This window comes from Helicobacter aurati (genome assembly GCF_003364265.1).
Classification (GTDB): Bacteria; Campylobacterota; Campylobacteria; order Campylobacterales; family Helicobacteraceae; genus Helicobacter_A; species Helicobacter_A aurati.
On record NZ_NXLW01000001.1, the window covers coordinates 186,922 to 204,304 of the forward strand.

General features: G+C 35.2%; 16 protein-coding genes. 6 read left to right on the forward strand and 10 right to left on the reverse strand.

Going from position 1 to position 17,383, the window contains the following annotated elements; translation table 11 throughout:
- Nucleotides 1-80: 80 nt before the first annotated feature.
- Nucleotides 81-1,376, reverse strand: coding sequence for a 30S ribosomal protein S12 methylthiotransferase RimO (gene rimO / locus CQA66_RS00780; protein WP_104762584.1), 1,296 nt, complete (start codon nucleotides 1,374-1,376; stop codon nucleotides 81-83).
- Between the two features lie 129 nt (nucleotides 1,377-1,505).
- Here rimO and CQA66_RS00785 point away from each other — a divergent pair, with 129 nt between their 5' ends.
- On the forward strand, nucleotides 1,506-2,348 hold the full coding sequence (locus CQA66_RS00785; protein ID WP_115582520.1) for a hypothetical protein: 843 nt from the start codon (nucleotides 1,506-1,508) through the stop codon (nucleotides 2,346-2,348).
- Nucleotides 2,349-2,397: 49 nt separating this feature from the next.
- On the opposite strand, the gene CQA66_RS00790 is transcribed toward CQA66_RS00785, so the two are convergent.
- Both CQA66_RS00790 and CQA66_RS00795 read right to left on the reverse strand, forming a co-directional pair.
- Nucleotides 2,398-3,279, reverse strand: a complete 882-nt coding sequence (locus CQA66_RS00790; RefSeq protein WP_104762586.1) for an FkbM family methyltransferase — start codon at nucleotides 3,277-3,279, stop codon at nucleotides 2,398-2,400.
- A 360-nt stretch (nucleotides 3,280-3,639) separates the two neighbouring features.
- The gene (locus CQA66_RS00795; RefSeq protein ID WP_104762587.1) at nucleotides 3,640-4,674 is read right to left on the reverse strand and encodes an aldo/keto reductase; all 1,035 of its coding nucleotides are present in this window, start codon (nucleotides 4,672-4,674) and stop codon (nucleotides 3,640-3,642) included.
- 113 nt (nucleotides 4,675-4,787) lie between these two features.
- Here CQA66_RS00795 and CQA66_RS00800 point away from each other — a divergent pair, with 113 nt between their 5' ends.
- From CQA66_RS00800 to asnB, 4 genes are all read left to right on the forward strand, one after another.
- Nucleotides 4,788-5,294, forward strand: coding sequence for an NAD(P)H-dependent oxidoreductase (locus CQA66_RS00800; RefSeq protein ID WP_104762588.1), 507 nt, complete (start codon nucleotides 4,788-4,790; stop codon nucleotides 5,292-5,294).
- Nucleotides 5,291-6,082, forward strand: a complete 792-nt coding sequence (locus CQA66_RS00805; protein WP_104762589.1) for an MBL fold metallo-hydrolase — start codon at nucleotides 5,291-5,293, stop codon at nucleotides 6,080-6,082. Before CQA66_RS00800 ends, CQA66_RS00805 begins: the two co-directional genes overlap by 4 nt.
- Nucleotides 6,083-6,174: 92 nt before the next feature.
- Complete coding sequence (rplS, locus tag CQA66_RS00810; protein ID WP_104762590.1) at nucleotides 6,175-6,549, forward strand: 50S ribosomal protein L19; 375 nt, start codon at nucleotides 6,175-6,177, stop codon at nucleotides 6,547-6,549.
- Between the two features lie 213 nt (nucleotides 6,550-6,762).
- The gene (gene asnB, locus CQA66_RS00815; protein ID WP_115582521.1) at nucleotides 6,763-8,802 is read left to right on the forward strand and encodes an asparagine synthase (glutamine-hydrolyzing); all 2,040 of its coding nucleotides are present in this window, start codon (nucleotides 6,763-6,765) and stop codon (nucleotides 8,800-8,802) included.
- A gap of 575 nt (nucleotides 8,803-9,377) precedes the next feature.
- Here asnB and CQA66_RS00820 read toward each other — a convergent pair.
- From CQA66_RS00820 to CQA66_RS00840, 5 genes are all read right to left on the reverse strand, one after another.
- The gene (locus CQA66_RS00820; RefSeq protein ID WP_104762593.1) at nucleotides 9,378-10,415 is read right to left on the reverse strand and encodes a rod shape-determining protein; all 1,038 of its coding nucleotides are present in this window, start codon (nucleotides 10,413-10,415) and stop codon (nucleotides 9,378-9,380) included.
- Between the two features lie 20 nt (nucleotides 10,416-10,435).
- Entirely contained in the window at nucleotides 10,436-11,719 is a 1,284-nt protein-coding gene (clpX, locus tag CQA66_RS00825) for an ATP-dependent protease ATP-binding subunit ClpX (protein ID WP_104762594.1), read from the reverse strand.
- On the reverse strand, nucleotides 11,712-12,533 hold the full coding sequence (gene lpxA / locus CQA66_RS00830) for an acyl-ACP--UDP-N-acetylglucosamine O-acyltransferase (protein ID WP_104762595.1): 822 nt from the start codon (nucleotides 12,531-12,533) through the stop codon (nucleotides 11,712-11,714). Before lpxA ends, clpX begins: the two co-directional genes overlap by 8 nt.
- A gap of 61 nt (nucleotides 12,534-12,594) precedes the next feature.
- The gene (fabZ, locus tag CQA66_RS00835; protein ID WP_104762596.1) at nucleotides 12,595-13,107 is read right to left on the reverse strand and encodes a 3-hydroxyacyl-ACP dehydratase FabZ; all 513 of its coding nucleotides are present in this window, start codon (nucleotides 13,105-13,107) and stop codon (nucleotides 12,595-12,597) included.
- Between the two features lie 138 nt (nucleotides 13,108-13,245).
- Nucleotides 13,246-14,190, reverse strand: coding sequence for a phosphatidate cytidylyltransferase (locus tag CQA66_RS00840; protein ID WP_233707682.1), 945 nt, complete (start codon nucleotides 14,188-14,190; stop codon nucleotides 13,246-13,248).
- A 67-nt stretch (nucleotides 14,191-14,257) separates the two neighbouring features.
- Between CQA66_RS00840 and CQA66_RS00845 the strand changes: the two genes are divergently transcribed.
- A complete protein-coding gene (locus CQA66_RS00845; RefSeq protein WP_104762597.1) occupies nucleotides 14,258-16,261 on the forward strand; it encodes a tRNA uridine-5-carboxymethylaminomethyl modification enzyme MnmG/GidA in 2,004 nt (667 codons plus the stop codon).
- Nucleotides 16,262-16,298: 37 nt separating this feature from the next.
- Here CQA66_RS00845 and CQA66_RS00850 read toward each other — a convergent pair whose 3' ends face one another.
- Nucleotides 16,299-16,625 carry a hypothetical protein gene (locus CQA66_RS00850; protein ID WP_104762598.1) on the reverse strand — a complete coding sequence of 109 codons (327 nt, stop codon included), beginning with the start codon at nucleotides 16,623-16,625 and terminating at the stop codon, nucleotides 16,299-16,301.
- Nucleotides 16,626-16,739: 114 nt separating this feature from the next.
- Entirely contained in the window at nucleotides 16,740-17,378 is a 639-nt protein-coding gene (locus CQA66_RS00855) for an RDD family protein (RefSeq protein ID WP_104762599.1), read from the reverse strand.
- Nucleotides 17,379-17,383 lie beyond the last annotated feature (5 nt).

Sequence of the window (17,383 nt, forward strand, 5' to 3'; positions counted from 1 at the left end):
TTACAAATAGCGACACAAATACAATCGCTGCAATACTCCAGATGAACAAGCCTAGCAGCGATAGTAAAGATTGCAAAAGATTACAAAATTTCTCCAATAAGAATATTGTCTTTGCATTCCGTAATCCTCGCACGGTAATACCCTGCACCATGAAATATCCCATCGTTAATTAATATTTCACCATCAATTTCTTTTGCCCATCTTTTATCCCTAGCACTATAAAAATATTCACTGATTTCGCTTTTGCCTTCGATAATCACATCAATTTCCTTGCCTATCATCTCATGCAGCAGCTTGTTTTGTTGCTTGGCTACAATTTTTTTAAGAGTGTTAATACGTTTTGTGCGAATTTTTTTTGGCAATTCCTCTAATGTGCCAGCTTTCGTGCCCTCTTCTTTGGAATATTCAAAAATATTTATCCTATCAAAACCAAAAGATTCAATAAATTCACACAACAATACAAAATCATATTCTTCTTCATTTGGATAACCCACAATGACGCTGCTACGCACAAAGCTTTGAGGAATGCTTTTCATGTAGGCTAGCAATTTCTGCACATCTTTATGACTTCTTTGCATATCTTGTAAAATTCTAGGACTGATATGTTGAATTGGCATATCATAATAATTTTGAAAAATATCTGACATCGCAATCGCATCAACTAGCGCAAAATCAGTTGAACTAGGATAAAGATAGAGGATTCTAGCACTCTTAATAGCCCCTTGCGCATCAATAGCCTGAATAAGCTTCAATAATCCATTCTCTTCCCCTTTGTCTCTAAGATAAGAACTAGAATCTTGAGCAATGAAACTAATATCATAATAGCCATTCTTGGCAAGTAAATCAACTTCATGTAAAATAGAATCCAATGCCCTACTTTGTAGTTTTCCTTTAAAGCTAGGAATGGAACAAAACGAACATTTTTGATTGCAACCTTCACTAATTTTCACAAAAGCATGAATATTTGAGCCTGTGATAATACGTTTCTCTTGATTATAAAGAAAGACGTTTTCTCGAACAATGCCCTTTCTTTCTGCAATCATAGAATCTATTTTGTGATAATCACTTACTCCTGTAAGAATATCAATCTCTGGAATCATTTCTTTAATTTCTTTGGCATAGCGTGCCACTAAGCAGCCGCTAGCAACCAAAAGTGCCCCTTTTTTACGCTTATGTAATGCTTCAAAAATATGTCCTAAACTCTCTTTTTTAGCTGCTTCAATAAAACCGCAGGTATTGATAATAATGACATCAGCTTCACCAATTTCATCAGTCAGCATATAGTCTTGTAACCTTCCTAGCATCACTTCAGAATCTACAAGATTTTTAGAGCAACCAAGAGAAATGACATGTAGTTTTTTTTGTTCCTGCATCATTAATAATCCTTATACTTTCGCGCTAGTAACATCATACCTAAAGTTTTATATTAGAATCATTCCAAGATTTACCACTCAAAATCAGGCAAAATCATAACACAAAAGAATATGAGATAAAGGAATATTATTATGCCTCCAAAGGAAATTTTGCGACTAACGTATCTACGCGCTTTGCTTTATAGACAAGAATTACTAGGCGATTGTTTTGTAGATTTCTTGCAGTCAGATTCTTCCAAGACACATTCTTCATTTGCTCCACATACAACCGCACAGCGACACAATACCACTTTAGATATGGAACAGCAACCAAAAATGCAAACATTATCTGCATTGCAAACGTTTCATGATTTAGAAAAACAAGTATCGCATTGCAAGCTTTGTAGTCTTGCAAACATGACACATGAAAAGGCGAGATTTTGTGGTGTTTTGCCAAATAAACATTTGAGTAAGACTGCTCAATCTCCTGCCAAGTTCCCAAAAATCGCATTTGTCGTAGAATCTCTACGTTTGCAACATCTAGGAAATTCTTTGCAGTGTCTCGAACAGAGCAAATCCAATACAATGTTACAAAATATTATTAGCAAAGTCATGTGTCTCGAATTAGAATCCGTTTTTATCTTTCCTTTATTCAAATGTGCGGCAATGCAAGATAATGCAAAACTTTCATTGCGGATTCAAAAAGAGGGTTTATCGCTTGAACGTGCAATATGCAAAGATTATTTAACTTTTCAACTGCAATTTGTAGATTATGTCGTGTTTTTTGGCAAACGACTATGCCAAGATTTTTTCCAAGCAGATATTCATGAAACAAAAGGCAAAATCCTCCAATCCCGTACCGCCACAAATCATATTGTGCAAGCCGTGTGTGTGCGCGATATAGCGGAAATGATTGCTAATCCAGCCCTGAAACGTGAAACCTTACTGAATTGTAATCTTCTAAAAGAATGCTTGCTTTCTCAAGGGCGAGATTAGCTTGATAGAGAAGCAATACGATGAATATTGTATTTTGATTTTAAGATTCTCAATAACCAAACTGAATTTGTAAATCCCTGACAAACACCATATCAAAGCCATTTTGCATAAGTACGCGATAGCCGTTTTCACGTAAAAATTGTATGATTTTTTCTTGAGATTCTGTATAGTTATGTTCAATCGTCATGACACCAAAAGAATATTTGCTAAAGTCTATGCCGTATAAGACATCAAGTTCACCTCCCTCAACATCCAATGAAAGAAAATCAATATGAGAAATGTCTGGATAATTTTGCATTATCTCATTAAGGGTTATACTAGAGACGCTAATGGATTCTAACGTACCATAGCCTTGCATTCTCTTTTGATGTTCTTGCGTAAGATTAATCTCTAAAGTATCAAGAACCGAACAATCTGAATTTGACACTACAAGATTAGTCATACCAATATTTTTGGAAAATACTGCAAAGTTATAGACATCACATTGTCGATTCTGTCGTAATATCTCAAAAGTATGTGGATTAGCCTCAACACAAAACCCTTTCCATCCAAGTCTCTCAAAAAGATAAGTGTTATTAATACTTATTCCATCGTGTGCGCCAATATCTACAAAGAATCCTTCCTTTTTATCGCGCAGAATCGAATATGCTACCGCATCTTGTCCTAATTGTCCGCTAAAAATTTGATTTTGCATTTTAGATAACCATAGCATGTTTAGTAGAGATTCTATCTTTTGAAGCTTGAATTGTATAGTGGAGAGATTTGTCGCAATGCTAGGCGTTACTCGTCTATACACAGGCAAGCCGAATACTTTGTAGATATATTCGGTTTTTCCTAAAGGCATAACATTTTTTATACGCGTAACAAAAGGGATTCCTAGCAGTTTTGTAACCCTATAAATATTATGTGTTTCTTTGGAGAGGATTTGCATATTATTCCTTCAGTTCGTTGTCTGGCTAATATACAAAAAAACTTTGCAAGGGATAACGGGAAATAGAAGCTATTGTGCAAATAATTTCGGTTTCCTTTCAAAGATGAGAGAAAACCAAAGACGAAAGAAAGCAATGAATATGGCGATAGAAAGATTCTCTTTTGATATTTTAGAATCAAAATTTACAAATTAAAGTCCACAAAAAGCTTATAAGATTGAGGAATACTCTCTAAAGCGGTAGATTCAGTATCATAATAGAATCTTATAGAAACAAAAGCAATTAATTCCACATTAATAAACCACAATAATTTAGAGCAATCAAAAACATTCTATCAACGTTAATCCAACATAAAAGTGTCTTTAGTAACGTTTGACACTATAAGGGTCCCTTTCATTGACAGTGAATCTCTGATGCCAATATGGATAAGGGAGTTTTGTCTGACTTGCAATATCCAAGAGTTTGATATGATGAGAATCTAATGTTATTTCATTTGCTTGAAGATTGTCTTCTAATTGCGCAGTATTTCTTGCCCCAATAACAAGACTAGAGACACTAGGACGAGCAAGTACCCATGCAAGAGAGATTTGCGCATAAGAATATCCTGTATCCTTATGGACTACCTCTAGCGCATCAGTGATAGTATAGAGATGTTCTCTTTCTACATCCCAAGCTCCATCGGTGCTAAGTCTCGAGTCTTTTATATTTTCTTTTCCTCTTTGTATTTTGCCAGATAACATAGAGCCGCTTAAAGGACTCCATACTAAGCTCCCCACTCCCTCCTCGATTGCTAAGGGCATGAGTTCATTTTCAAATTCTCTTGCAGCAAGCGAATAATAGGCTTGATGTACGCTAGGGCGCAATAAATGATAGTTATCCGCTACGTTTAACATTTTCATTAAATGCCAAGCAGAATAATTACTGACACCAAAATAACGAATCTTGCCTGCTTTTATCAAATCATTAAGGGTTTGTAAAGATTCTAAATGCGGAGTCTTAGCGTCATAGCAATGCAAATGATATAAATCAATATAATCTGTTTGCAATCGCTTTAAACTTGCCTCCACACTTTTTAGTATTTTCGCACGTGAAGTGCCTACGTCATTTGGGTCTTCGCTCATAGGCATACCCGTTTTTGTAGAGAGAAATACCTCTTCTCTTTTATAGTCTTTTAATGCTTCTCCAAGGATTTTCTCTGAATCTCCTAAAGAATAGCAATCAGCAGTATCAAAGGCATTGCAACCTTTGTCCATACACATTTTGATAAGTTCTTTGGCTTCTTTTAGCTGTGTGTTTCCCCATTTTTTAAATAGCTCTGTGCTACCTGCAAAAGTAGCTGTTCCTAGCATCATGGCTGGAATAACTTTCCCTGTATTGCCCAAGTATCGATATTGCATAATGTTCCTTAAGTATCAAATATAGTCCGTTATTGTACAGGATAATTGATGAATACTTAACTTTTTCCTTTTACAATAGTTTCCATAATTTCAAATAACTATAAGGAACATTTATGCAAACGCTTATTATTTTTGCACATACTTTTTGGGCAGATTCCAAAGTCAATAAAGCCTTACTTAAGGAAGTAGAAAATATCCCCACTATCACTATTCACAATCTAACTACTACTTATCCACAAGGCAACATTGACATACAAAAAGAAATCGAATTACTACAAAAACCCGAGAAAATTATCTTTCAATTCCCTCTTTTTTGGTATAGCACGCCTAGTCTTATGAAAGAATGGGAAGACAGAGTACTTATTAGTATCCTAGATGGAAATACGCCTCGCTTACTAAAAGGTAAAAAATTCCAAGTTATCACAACGACAGGCGCAAAAGAATCAAGCTACGATGGGCATCACGGCTATACAATCAATGCGCTCTTAGCCCCAATACATAATACTTTTAGCTACATGGGATGCGAAATTTTATTACCTTGTTGTATGTATGAAGCGAGTGTAGAGAATCTGGAAGTAGAATACTACCTCTCTTGTATCCAACGCGGGAGAACAATATGAGAAAAATATTCCTCCTTATGTTGTGTTTTATACATTATATGGTTGCTAATGGATTCTATCAAACGCGTGTTGGAGATGCTGAAGTTTTTATTATTTCTTTGCAGAAATCTGCCCCTCCAACGCAAAAACTTATCACTAAAGAAAAAGCAATTAAGAATAAAACTTATTTAGAAAATGAACATAATATTATGCTTATTAAACAAGCAAATTTCATTGCTCTTGTGGATACCGGATTCCCACACACTACTGAAATTCTACGTTCAAAACTCAAGGAACAAGCCGTAGAGTTTACCGACATAACTCATATACTTTTAACGCATGGGCATAAAGATCACCTAGGTGGAATCCTTGATAAAAACGGTAAAAGCAATTTTCCTTACGCGACACTTGTCATTGACAAACGTGAATATGATTTTTGGATTCACTCACAAGATATTTTCGCTAAACAAACTCTGGAATCTTTTGGGAAAAATACGCAATTTGTAGAATCTCACATGCCAATTTTTGACTCTGAACTGATAATTAAACCTCTTTCTGCCTACGGGCACACACCTGGACATACTTTATTCTCCTTTGAAGATTCTCAACGTAAAATAGTTTTTATTGGCGATCTAGTACATGTGTATGAAGCACAAATCACAAACCCACGTATTGCAATAGAATATGATATAGATAAACAAGAGGCAGTTCGCACAAGATTGCGACTTTTTAAGGAATTACAAAACGTTGAAATAGTCGGGGTACATACTCCATTTAGCAAGCCTAGACTATTACATACAAAAAATTAATATTTGTAGCTAAGTTTAGAATTTCTAAAGAGAAGTTTGGTTATAATACTAGATTTAATTCATTACATTTATCTTCAGCGTAAGGAGTAAACATGAAAAACAGATATATAGAAAATTTTGAAAAATCACAGATAGAAACACAAACGGCTAATAAAACTATCCCGAACTTTAAGGCTGGCGATACATTGCGATTAGGGATAAAAATCACAGAAGGTGATAAAAGTAGGATTCAAAATTTCGAAGGTGTTTGCATAGCTATTCGCGGCAACGGAGTAGATAGAACTTTCACCGTACGTAAAATAGGCGCAAATAATATTGGTGTAGAGAAAATATTTCCTCTTTATTGCAGCAGTCTTGAAAAGATTGAAGTCTTACGAATAGGACGAGTACGACGTGCGAAACTTTACTATTTACGACAAAGAAAGGGTAAAAACGCCAGAATCAAAGAGAAGCGTACCAATGCCTAACCGTAAAAACACAACTCTTTTTTCTAAATACATTATATAGAATCTTATTTCTTCATAGTTTAGACCATTCAATTTCTGAATGTAAATTCCAAATACAATCCCATTCAATGACATAGCATAACCTTTCTTAATCAAGAAGTAAGAAAGCCTATCGATAAATTGAAGTTATTTTGCTAATTTATACAACTTATTACATCAGTACAAGGAGCAAACATGTGTGGAATCTTAGGCACATTGCCATCGAGTGAACCAACTAAATTCGCTCAAGCGTTAAATACATTATCCCATAGAGGACCAGACAATCAAGGAGTATTTCACGACAATTCTATTAGTCTTGGACATACACGTTTGAGTATTTTGGATTTAAGCAGTGATGCTTCGCAGCCTATGCACTTCCCTGTACTTTCAATAAAAGATAACCTACGTGTTCATAGCGACAATACTTTTAGTGCGCAAGATAAAACTACGGGGGGGGGGGGGGCAAGACAAGCACATAAAAAGAATTCCCTTGAAATCACAAACAAAACGAGAGATTCACTACGATACACTTTAGTCTTTAATGGGGAAATCTATAACTTCCTAGAATTACAACAAGAGCTCATTGCTAAAGGCTATATCTTCCATACACATTCAGATAGCGAAGTTATATTAGCGAGTTTCGATGCATGGGGCGAAAAATGCCTTCATCGATTCAACGGTATGTGGGCTTTGGCAATTTTCAATCATAAAAATCAAGAATTATTTCTCTCTCGTGACAGGTTTGGCAAAAAACCATTATTTTACGCCTTTATTAAAAATAACACAGGGAAAGAACAATTTATCTTTGCCTCTGAAATGAAAGCTATTTATCCCTTTTTGTCCGAAGTGAGACCAGCAAACAATTTTAAGAATCTCACACACATTGGTAACATTTTCAATTATGAACACACGCAAAATACGCTTATTCAGGGAATACAGCGATTCCCACATGCCCATTATGCTTTTGTAAATGCTGATTGTCTCTCAAAACAACAATTACAAACCACACGCTATTATCACATCCTTGAACATTTGCCATATAATCCACACAATCCAAAGCCTTATACCGAAATAGTGCAAGAATTTCGGAATCTCTTTTTAGATTCCGTCGCTATTCGTATGCGCTCTGATGTACGAATAGGCACAGCTCTTAGCGGCGGAGTAGATTCTAGCGCAACAATATGTGCCATGTCATATCTTAGTAAAAAGCAACTACCTTCAATCAGAAATCTACATAAGGACTGGCAACATGCTTGCGTTGCATGCTTCAAAGATACTCCATTAGATGAGAGCAAATACGCACGTATGGTATGTGATTACATTAACATTAAAGGAGAATTTATAGAAATTAATCCGTTAAACCATTGGGAAAAAATAGAAGAATACTTTTATCTTTTTGAAGATATTTATATTACTAGCCCTATTCCAATGATTGCTACGTATCGTGCTATTAAAGAAAAAGGCGTGACAGTAACTCTTGATGGGCATGGTGCTGATGAACTTTTTAGCGGATACGGACATATTATACAAGCTCTATGGGATGCGAAATATCGCCCTAAAAGTATCAAAAACATATTGCATACGCTTAATGATACAAGAGAGAATCCTAAATCTCCTTTTGGAATGTATAAAGAAGGAATGCAATTTCTTTGCAAATCGCTTAGTCGCAAGATTCGGCATAAATTTCCTATGCCAATGGATTCTCATTCGAATTTTGGCTTGTTGGATTACTTTTCAAAATGGCTTTATGAAATTTTTGATAAAACAATACTTCCTACTTTACTTCGCAACTATGATAGATATTCTATGATTAATGGCGTAGAAATTCGCATGCCATTCTTAGATCATCGTTTAGTAGAGCTTGTTTTTAGCCTGCCTTATTCCTACAAAATACGTAATGGTTACACAAAAAGCTTGATTCGCGATAGCTTGCATGATTTTATGCCTGAATCTGTAATCTGGCGCAAAAATAAAATTGGATTTAATTCGCCCATTATTCAATGGATGCAACGTAATAAAGCAAACAATGGATTGCAAGAATGGTTTTTGGATATAGCGCATTCAAGGGATTTTTTAGAATGCCCTCTAATAAGGGACTCAAAAAAACTACAAGATCTCATCCTTAGAATCTGCAACAAACAAGAATCTAGTTTCAATGCAGGAGAAATAGTGTGGTGTGGAATTAGTCCCTACTTATGGCAAAAATCACTAAAATTCGCATTGCACAATGGCTAACTCCTTCATATCATCTCAAACAGTCCCTTTGTTATGGGAATCCTAAATCAAATATCCTAAGTTAATTTGATATAGCTTGCAATACAATGATTAAATAAAATATAACTTATATTTAAAAAGCAATAAAAGCACTTGCTAGTACAATGGTACTATCGAATCTTTTATTATGGATTCGAAGTTGCAACTCACAGACTTATTAATCATGTCGCAATATATTTTTATGAATGTGAAATACAAAATATTTCTGTTCTAGAATCTCTTTATTACAATTAAATAAATATCGTATCTCTACTATATTTTACTTTGCCCACAAATAAAGGGAAAATTCTTCACCAATATACACAGGTAACTTCACTAAAACTAAAAGCAAAAAAGCAACAACAAAGAATCTTATTTATCATACTCTAATATTCTTACTATTATCAAAGACTCTTCAAACAAAAAGAAGAAAGAAATCCAGTAATTTTCCAGTAAAGAAACATAGAGAACATCCTCAAATTCTTCAAAGAATCTAAAATACATAATAGATTCTAGTATCACTTCACCCAAGATAAAGAAGCATACTTTGTTGCTATTTAGCTTCTTGCAATAATCTTTTCTAACATTTCCTCATCTTCCATTGCCATACCCGTACCTTTTGCCACAGAGAGCAAGGGCTCTTCACCAACATACACAGGCAACTTCACTATGTCCGAGAAATATCTGTCCAAATTACGTATTAATGCGCCTCCACCAGTAAGAACAATCCCATTTTCTACAAGGTCTCCCGCTAAATCTGGTGGAACTTGCTCTAAAACACTACGTAACGCATTCCCCATTTCTTTAATTTGGTCTTTAATAGCCTCCCTAATATCTTCACTGGTAAGATCCACGGAGTTTAATAACCCACTCACTTGGTCTCGACCCTTAATAGTTTTCACAAGAATTTTTTCTAACGGAGCAGCACAGCCAATCTCGATTTTTATCTCCTCAGCAGTCCTATCCCCAATAAGAAGATTGAATTTTTTTCTTACATAATCTATAATTGCTGCATCAAGTTTATCACCTGCAACTCGTATAGATTTTGAAATTACAAGTCCGCTCAATGAGAGAACACCGATTTCTGTCGTTCCTCCACCTATATCGACAACAAGGCTACCTTGTGGCTCTTTAATAGGTAAACCTGCTCCAATAGCTGCTGCAAGTGGCTCTTCAATCAAAAACACTTCTCTTGCACCAGCACTCATAGCAGATTCCTTAACAGCTTTTCTCTCAACAGAGGTTAATCCATAAGGCACACAGACCATAATTCTAGGACGCATAAAAGATTTACGTTTATGCGCTCTTTCAATAAAATGGCGAATCATTTTTTCTGTGATTTCAAAATCCGCAATTACACCGTCGCGAAGTGGTCTAATTGCACGTATGTTATCAGGCGTTTTACCTATCATTTCTTTTGCTTCTTTACCAACCGCTAATATTTCTCCATCTCGATACTGTTCAACTTTAACTGCTACAATAGAAGGCTCATTAATAAGAATCTCGTGTCCTTTTATCATGACAATAGTATTAGCTGTACCCAAATCAATTGCTATATCATGTGAAAACCAACCCACAAATTTATTTAAAAACACTGGAAAATCTCCTTATTTCTCTAAACTACTTTAACTGTTTTCTTTTTAATAAGAATAGGCTTATCTATTTTATCTACACATTTTCGCGTAATCACAATTTCATATCCATTTAAATTGGGTAAATCAAACATAATATCTAAGCTAAAATTTTCAACAATAGCTCTCAACCCTCTAGCACCAGTTTTTCTCTCCATTGCAAGTTCTGCAATACGTTCTATTGCATCATCTTCAAAAGAAAGTTTCGCTCCATCTAGTTCAAAAAGTTTCTGATATTGCTTAATAAGCGCGTTTTTTGGTTTCGTCAAAATAGCAATCATTGCTTGTTTACTAATAGAATCTAATATTGCAATAACATGCAATCTCCCGATTAACTCTGGAATCAATCCAAAGCTCACTAAATCATCTGTTTCAATTTGGTGAATAATGTTATCAGAATCTTGCACGAGCTTTTTATCAGATTCTCTATGGGAATCAAACCCTAAAACATTTTTACCTAATTTGCGCTTAATAATATCTTCAATTCCATCAAAGGCACCGCCACAAATAAACAAAATATTGCTAGTGTCCATTTTAACAAATTCTTGATTTGGATGCTTTCTGCCACCTTTTGGAGGGATATTAACAATACTGCCCTCAATAATCTTTAATAAAGCCTGCTGCACACCCTCCCCAGACACATCTCTAGTAATAGAACGATTCTCTGACAATCTTGATATTTTATCGATCTCATCAATAAAAACTATCCCCATTTGTGCGCGTTGCAAGTCTCCATTTGCAGCTTGTAATAATCTTGTAAGAATATTTTCAACATCCTCTCCCACATAACCTGCCTCTGTTAGAGAAGTAGCATCTGAAATAGCTATGGGAATATCAAGAAAACGAGCCAATGTTTGCGCCATAAGTGTTTTCCCGCTACCTGTTGGACCAATTAAAAGAATATTTGATTTTGAAAGTTCAACATTCTCCGTTAAATCTGTCTTGTCAGATTCATCTTTAGAGATTAGTTTTTGTTGATACAAAAGCCTCTTATAGTGATTATAAACAGCTACACTAAAGACTTTTTTCGCTTGCTCTTGTCCTATCACATAATCATCTAAATGTTCTTTTAATTCCCTTGGCGAAGGAATAGAATCCACCGAGCAAATTGCAGAATCCACATTATTTTTCACATGAAAACGTTCATAAATAAATAATGTACACATTTTGCAAATGTAAGCTTTTGTACCTGTAATTTTTTCATTACTTGAGACAATAGGATTTACCTTAGATTCTGCTTTACCACAAAAACTACAAGTTTCAATCATTGACAATACCTCTTTTATGGGGGATTCCCCTTTCTGATTGTAAAATAAACTCACAAATTCCAATAATTTCACTTTCGTCATTAACGCTATTTTGCGCGACTTTAAGCTCTAATAAAGCCAACTCTCTAAGACTCTGCACACCAGAAAATAATCTTTTGTAGAGTGCATCAATCTTATCTATTATTTCCCTATTCATGATTTTTCGCATACGGAATCTATTAAGCCCTACAATTTTAGCTCGGTTGCCCTCTGCCATACAATAAGGGGGAATGTCCTGGGATAGTGCTGAAGCTCCAGCAATCATTGCACCTTCACCAATCTTGACAAATTGATGCACTGGCGTCATTCCTCCGATATTCACAAAATTCGCAATATGTATATGTCCACCTAATGTAGCATTATTAGCAAAGATATTATTACTACCAACGACACAATCATGAGCAACATGAACATACGCCATAAAAAGATTATTATCGCCTATCCGCGTTACTCCGCCTCCACCTTCTGTGCCCGGATTAAACATACAAGATTCACGAATAATATTATTATTGCCAATTTCTAAGAAAGTTGTTTCTCCTTTATACTTCAAATCTTGAGGAATCGTACCTAATACAGCATTCGGGAAAACAGTAGTATTCTTACCAATAGACGTATGACCACGAATGGTGACATGGTTATAAATATAGCTATTATCTTGTATGGTAATATTGCCTTTGAGCACAGCATAATCTTCGATTACTACATTCTCTCCAATAGTTACTTCTCCTTCAATGATGGCGGTCTTAGCTATTCTAGCTGTTGAAGAAATATTCATTCATAATCCTTATTTGATTTATCATAATTCTCAACAAATATTGTGTCTATATCGCAATTGTTTATTTACGAACATCTGCCACCATGGCTTTCAATTCTGCTTCACTTACCAATGTATCACCTACAAAAGCCTTGCCCTCAAGTTGCCATACATTGCTGCGATGTTTCATAACCTGCATTTTATAGAATAAAGTATCTCCCGGACGAACAGGCACACGAAATTTTACTTTATCTATCGTCATAAAATAGACAACCTTGCTTTGGCTTGCTGCAAAATCTAACCCCCATTCACTAACAAAAGCAAGAATCCCACCAGCTTGAGCCATGCCCTCAATAATCATCACGCCGGGATAAATAGGCTCTTTAGGAAAATGCCCAAGAAAAACTTGCTCATTGATAGTTATGTTTTTATAGGCAATTATATGTTGGTATGAAGCAATTTCCTCAACTTTATCAACCAACAACATAGGATAACGATGGGGAAGTATGCTCATAATTTTATCAATATTGAGATTTACATATTTTGCAGCTTGATGAGACGTCGTGCTATTTGAAGTTTGCTGTGTATTGCTCATTATATACCTTAACTTTACGAAGTGACTCCCTAATTATAACACAATAAATAATAAATCTATAAAATACAATATTTATAATAAAACTAACAAAGGCTCTATGTAAGGACTAAAATCCATACTTAATAAAGAGATTAGAATCTAAAGTTGATACATGGGTAAAAAGGATAAAATCAATAGCATACCCACAGCACCAAACATCATTGCATCTATTCTATCAAGCACCCCACCATGCCCGGGCAAAAGAGTACCTGAATCCTTAAGTTCTGCTCTACGTTTCAGAGCACTCTCCAATAAATCTCCTATAATTGATAGAGCAACAATAAATAAACTTGCTAGTATAGCAGCAGAAAAGCCTCCAAAAATACCAATACCAAAAATAGAACCAATTAACACACCAAACACAATTCCGCATGCTGCTCCTTCCACTGTTTTATTGGGAGAAGCAAAACAAAGCTTTGTTTTTCCTAACTTTTTACCGCCATAGAATGCAAAAATATCCGCTACACAAATAGTAGCAATAAGCCAAGCCAAAAAGCCCACTCCGTACTCACTATAAATAACATAAATTGCCACAAAAGGCAAACTGGGATAGATAAAAGGAAATAAATGCCTCATCTGAGAATCTGAATTATTGATAACGCAGTACAATGACATAACACAAAGCGCACAAGTAACCACAGCAAAAGAATTAACGCTAAAATACAATCCTATCCATAAAATAATTGCCATACAATAACTAAAAACGTCTAACGAAATTTTATAGAGACTAGCCCCTTCTCTCATCGCAAGCAAATAAATAATGCCCATAATAAGCCATGTAAGGATTGTATTATCCACACTTAATACAATAATTACCGCAATCAACATGCTCAAAGCACTCCATATTCTCGAAGAATCTTGCATAATAAATGATTTAAATGTTGCCTTTTTTACATTATTTGACTGCGTGCTATGAGTGTTATAATTTGTATTATGGGGAGTATGATCGGAATCTGGGGAAATATTATGAGAATCCTCTTGCGTTGTCTGTAACGGTGTTGTATTCTCTGTATGTTTCACGCATTCTTGTGAATCTTTTTGCATTCTTACTCCTTTCTACTTAACTAAATGATTATAATTTTACTTTAAAAATTAATAATTGGGCAGAAAAATGCAAAATAAATATGACATAATCATTGTTGGTGGCGGACATGCGGGGGTTGAAGCGAGCCATATTTGTGCAAAAATGGGTTTGCGTACATTGCTTATTACTCATCTTATTGACAACATTGCCTTAGCTAGCTGTAATCCTGCAATAGGTGGTTTAGGGAAAGGACATTTAACAAAGGAAGTTGATAGCTTAGGTGGGCTTATGGGTGCAATTACAGATATTAGCGGGATACAGTACAGGGTACTTAATGCTTCTAAGGGTCCTGCTGTGCGCGGAACTCGCGCGCAAATAGATATGGACTTATATAAAAAGTATGCAAGAGATTTGCTCTTAAAAACTAAAAATCTTGCTATCCTTCAAGCAAACGTTACGAATATTCTAAGTACAAATAACACAGCAATAGGCGTAGAAATAGCTATTAAAAAACAATTTTTTGCAGAAAAAATCATTATCACAGCAGGTACTTTTCTAAGCGGGCTAATTCACATTGGTGAGAATAAAAGTCAAAATGGCAGAGCAGGTGAAATTGCTAGCAATGAATTAAGTCGTAGTTTGCAGTCGCTAGGTATTCCCCTTGCGAGATTAAAAACAGGAACATGCCCGAGAATCTTAGGCACTAGCATAGATTCTACAAATCTACAAAAACACTATGGAGATGCGCATATAGAATCGCAAGAAACCAAAGAGCAGTTACAAGCCCCCTACTTCAGTCTCCTCACTTATGATTATCTCCATCATAAAAGAGAAAATAATATTTCAGAATTTCTTAAAGACAGATTGCATAATGGCTATTTTCTCCCTAAAGAACTACCATGTTTTGTAACTTATACCAATGAAAATACACATCAAATTATCAAAGAAAATTTCTACCGTGCGCCACTTTTTACAGGACAAATACAAGGAGTAGGACCACGTTATTGTCCAAGCATCGAAGACAAAGTGAATCGCTTTAAGGACAAAACAAGACATCAACTCTTTCTTGAACCACAAACCTATGGTGCATCTGAATACTATATCAACGGGTTAACGACAAGCCTACCCTATCAAGTCCAAGAAGAAATTATCCATTCAATTACAGGGCTAGAAAATGCGGTTATCACCCGTTATGGCTATGCGATTGAATACGACTATAGTCAACCTACAAACCTTTATCATACTCTAGAATCCAAGATCGTGAAGAATCTCTATTTAGCTGGACAAATTAACGGTACAACGGGTTATGAAGAAGCTGCAGCACAAGGGATTATCGCTGGCATTAACGCAAGCCTTAGCCTTCTCTATCAGAGAGGACAAAGCCAAAGAGAATCTTTAATACTACAAAGAGATGAAAGTTATATCGCAGTAATGATTGATGACTTAGTTACAAAAGGAACTAATGAACCCTATCGAGTTTTCACAAGTCGTGCCGAATATCGTTTATTGCTACGCGAAGATAATGCATGCTTTCGATTATTGCCTTATATTAAAGAGCTCGGGCTTTTAGATTCTCATATCATAAAAAATTTGCAAGAAGATAAAAACGATATAGAATCTAATCTTGCTCTATTGGAATCTCGCTTCACACCCAATAAACAAAACTTAGAAATATTAACGCAGGTGGACGAAATGCCATTTAGTAATCCATGCAGCCTTGCACTTATTCTAGGACGTGAGAGTATGAATGCTAGCAAAATGCGTAAACTCCATAAAAGCCTAGCAACACTTAGCGATAGAGCACTAGAGCAATTACGTATTACAGCAAAATATCAAGAATATATACGCAAACAAGAAGAACAAATCATTCGCAGCAAACGCGCTTTAAGCTTAGAGATTCCAAAGAACTTCATCTATCAAGGGATTTCTGGCTTAAGCCTTGAAGTCATTGAGAAACTTAGCCTTTACAAGCCGAAGAGTCTGCAAGAAGCCGCAAATATCAGCGGAATAACGCCCGCTAGTTTAGAGGTATTGGAGCTTCATATAATGATGTATAAAAAATCAAGCAATAACCATACTATCTCTCTATGAAAACATTGTGTTGTGAAAGCGATACTTTTATTTCATTCTAACTTTTGAGCTTTTGTTGATCTTTGAGATATTGAAACAGCAATTCACTATATCCAAAATTACCGCTTAAACTCTCCGCTAACTGCTCTTTATACATTGCATTATAAATATCGCTGCCAGGTTGCTTAGGATATAGGGGATTATCCATATTCAATGAAGTATCAAGCAATGTTTTGATAAAAAGTGCTTCAAACTTGTCTGTCTGCTCTTTTAATGCCGCATCGCTGTCATCGTTCTTATTGGCTTTATTCTTAAGCTCTTGTACTAAACTGCTTTCCTTTGCATGTGCTAGAGAAGTCATTGCGTTAGTAGAATCTATTTTCATAAACAACTCCTTTTGTATTTTATATAAGTAAGCAAAATAAGTTCCTTACATTCACTATGTTACAGATATAAATTCTATATCAGAAACAATTAACTAATCATAAATGGAGAAATCCTACTGCCTCTTACGAGCTGGGTTTTCTTTATAAATAATCTTTGTGCCCGAAACAACTTCATGTAAACTCCTTTTATCTTTACGTAAAAAATAAATTATCCATAAAAAAAAGCTTAATTCAATAAGCCATACAATGAGGAATACACAACACTGCCATGCTTTTGGTTTATAAAATACAAAAGACTCTCTATGACTAATCGTGCCGTATCGCTTAGAATGCACTTCCGTCCTTTGAGCGGATTCTCTACAAGTATTAGAATCTATACCTACCAACATAATTTCCGCATAACGAAAACCCGGCGTTTGATTGGCTTTCCATAGAAAGAAAAAAAGTATGGCGCAATAACACAACACACAGAGCATAATAGCTATTTGATTGCCCAAAAAATCCTGCTTGCCATCTAAAATAAGATAGGTTGTGATATAGAGTAAAGGCATATTAATTAAAAACATATCCGTAATAAAAGCCTTTAATCTCGGAATCAAAAAACCATTACTGAAAGATTGTGTATGACAATAGTAAAAACCTGATTCTTTCGCAGAACGACCATCAAGAAATTTATTCGTTATGGCTTTATTGGCTTTAGTGCGAAATTTTTTAGGATTATCATTTGAATCAAGATTAGTCCTTTTTTTCATAAAGC

Bases quoted from the DNA above. Each gene is read 5' to 3' on its own strand.
- rimO (WP_104762584.1), bottom strand. From the start codon at position 1,376: ATGATGCAGGAACAAAAAAAACTACATGTCATTTCTCTTGGTTGCTCT.
- CQA66_RS00785 (WP_115582520.1), top strand. From the start codon at position 1,506: ATGCCTCCAAAGGAAATTTTGCGACTAACGTATCTACGCGCTTTGCTT.
- CQA66_RS00790 (WP_104762586.1), bottom strand. From the start codon at position 3,279: ATGCAAATCCTCTCCAAAGAAACACATAATATTTATAGGGTTACAAAA.
- CQA66_RS00795 (WP_104762587.1), bottom strand. From the start codon at position 4,674: ATGCAATATCGATACTTGGGCAATACAGGGAAAGTTATTCCAGCCATG.
- CQA66_RS00800 (WP_104762588.1), top strand. From the start codon at position 4,788: ATGCAAACGCTTATTATTTTTGCACATACTTTTTGGGCAGATTCCAAA.
- CQA66_RS00805 (WP_104762589.1), top strand. From the start codon at position 5,291: ATGAGAAAAATATTCCTCCTTATGTTGTGTTTTATACATTATATGGTT.
- rplS (WP_104762590.1), top strand. From the start codon at position 6,175: ATGAAAAACAGATATATAGAAAATTTTGAAAAATCACAGATAGAAACA.
- asnB (WP_115582521.1), top strand. From the start codon at position 6,763: ATGTGTGGAATCTTAGGCACATTGCCATCGAGTGAACCAACTAAATTC.
- clpX (WP_104762594.1), bottom strand. From the start codon at position 11,719: ATGATTGAAACTTGTAGTTTTTGTGGTAAAGCAGAATCTAAGGTAAAT.
- lpxA (WP_104762595.1), bottom strand. From the start codon at position 12,533: ATGAATATTTCTTCAACAGCTAGAATAGCTAAGACCGCCATCATTGAA.
- fabZ (WP_104762596.1), bottom strand. From the start codon at position 13,107: ATGAGCAATACACAGCAAACTTCAAATAGCACGACGTCTCATCAAGCT.
- CQA66_RS00840 (WP_233707682.1), bottom strand. From the start codon at position 14,190: ATGCAAAAAGATTCACAAGAATGCGTGAAACATACAGAGAATACAACA.
- CQA66_RS00845 (WP_104762597.1), top strand. From the start codon at position 14,258: ATGCAAAATAAATATGACATAATCATTGTTGGTGGCGGACATGCGGGG.
- CQA66_RS00850 (WP_104762598.1), bottom strand. From the start codon at position 16,625: ATGAAAATAGATTCTACTAACGCAATGACTTCTCTAGCACATGCAAAG.
- CQA66_RS00855 (WP_104762599.1), bottom strand. From the start codon at position 17,378: ATGAAAAAAAGGACTAATCTTGATTCAAATGATAATCCTAAAAAATTT.